The following is a 1,762-nucleotide window of genomic DNA, read 5'->3' on the forward strand; positions in this document are numbered from 1 at the left end:
CGCTTGGCTGGCATAGCTTATGGATTGGTAGATATACAATTCTATTATCCGTCAAACTTGGCTTGACAGACCACTAGTAATACCAAGATAGTGGATCTAGCTAATGCCTTTAGTATTAATGGTAGGCGATTAGTACCAGATGCGGTTGTATTTTCTACTGGTTTCCATGAATTTAGGCGTGAAGAAAAAAATACTTATTTCTTAAAATTAACAAAAAAGACATGGGATGACTTAACCTATAAAACTACATTCAATTGTGCGTTACCTGATGATTCTGAAGTTGAATTAAAAATAGCCTATGAAGGTCAACCTACATATCACCATACTTTTGAAGAGTTAGAAAAAGTTTATAACACTCAAAACAAACAACTCATTATTAATTTCCAATTACCTAGCAATTTTTATTCTTTTTGGGAAATAGATATTAAACAGTTAAGTTTCAAATCGCTAGATATGATGTTTAGGCTAAATCACGTTTTTTACGTGGCTTTAAATAAAGCCATCTTTACTCCCAATCAATTTGAGAAATTTTTGTTTGATGAGTTTGGTTTTAATCAAAACAATGTCTTTAATAACTCCTTGTTTAGACGTAAAACAATATTTTTAACAAGCCAAGAATTAATTGATGGATTTACAAATTTTTGCAACAAAGTATGCTCTTTGAAAGTGATTGATATAAAATACTTATCCCTAGCCTACTGTCGCGATATTAAGAATCGCCGTTCTTTTAAAGAAGAAAGTATCAGAAAACAATTTGTCTATGAATATCTATTGCAGCAATTTTTTGGTGGCAATGATAGTTTTAAGGATTTAGAGATTAAGAGTGAGTTCTGGATACCTTCCTATCAAAATGATTCGGGGATATTCAAGGAAGTTGAGCCAGAGTACCTAGAGGGATATATTAGTTTAAAAAATATAAATTTTGCCGCTATTGCTAATAGCTACTTAGATTAGCCGAAATGTCATCAACAAAAACACAACTCCTGCAACGAATAGAAGCATTGGGGCTACAGCAAGCCCTCTTTCCCGCAAATGGAGAGCCAATTAATGAAATTGTATACCAGCTCGAAAACCTCAATCCCATTCCCAACCCACTCCACCCCAATTCTCTCCCCTCTCTACTCGGTAACTGGGAATTGATCTACGCCTCAAGAGGAACCGTTGTTACCCGCCAGCTTGCATCAATTCCCGATTTGGGGGGAACCCTAAAAATCAAACGGGTGTGGCAAACGTTAGTTGCAGGTGATACCCAGAAAATCTGTGCCTCTAACGGCGCATTTCTAGACTTACCTCTGCTAGGAGAGTGGCGGTTACAAGCTGATGGCGTTTGGACGTGGGATACTCCCGATCGCACTGCTAATGTTACCTTCAATGCATTCTCTCTACAAGCAACCAAACCCTTTAGTCTGGAAAACTGGAGGCTTCCTGAATTGAAAATCCCAGTCTGGGAATTTTTCCGCAATCAGGCTTTATGGACAACCTCCTACCTCGATCCAGAAATCCGGGTAGGACGAGGTGCAACAGGCAATCTGTTTGTATTTCGTCGTCGCGATCGCTTTTCGTAAAAAATTAAGGTTCTAGATTCAGTCACTAACAACTCTAGTCGTTGTTGGCGTTCTTACCCAAACAATAAAGCCCTCTTTTTTTGAATAAAAGAGGGCTTTATTAATAAAATGAGAAGTCTGGCATCGAGCTATTTTCCCAGGGGGCTACCCCCAAAGTATCTTCGCCGCAGCAACGTTTCACAGCCGAGTTCGGGATG

Annotated in this window: 2 protein-coding genes and 1 rRNA gene; 2 read left to right on the plus strand and 1 reads right to left on the minus strand. The window is 38.5% G+C overall.

The annotated features are described in order from the left end of the window. Positions 1 to 90: 90 nt before the first annotated feature. Positions 91 to 954: a hypothetical protein gene (locus ACLGGO_RS35435; RefSeq protein WP_446422829.1), complete on the plus strand. Its 864-nt coding sequence runs from the start codon at positions 91 to 93 to the stop codon at positions 952 to 954. Positions 955 to 959: 5 nt separating this feature from the next. Beyond that, complete coding sequence (locus tag ACLGGO_RS35440) at positions 960 to 1,565, plus strand: PAP/fibrillin family protein (RefSeq protein WP_446422830.1); 606 nt, start codon at positions 960 to 962, stop codon at positions 1,563 to 1,565. A 115-nt stretch (positions 1,566 to 1,680) separates the two neighbouring features. On the opposite strand, the gene rrf is transcribed toward ACLGGO_RS35440, so the two are convergent. Then, a 5S ribosomal RNA gene (gene rrf, locus ACLGGO_RS35445) occupies positions 1,681 to 1,762 on the minus strand; the annotation flags it as partial.

It is taken from the genome of Coleofasciculus sp. (assembly GCF_046565525.1).
Taxonomy (GTDB): Bacteria; Cyanobacteriota; Cyanobacteriia; order Cyanobacteriales; family Coleofasciculaceae; genus Coleofasciculus.

Coding starts and splice junctions, on each gene's coding strand:
- ACLGGO_RS35440 (WP_446422830.1), top strand. CDS start 960: ATGTCATCAACAAAAACACAACTCCTGCAACGAATAGAAGCATTGGGG.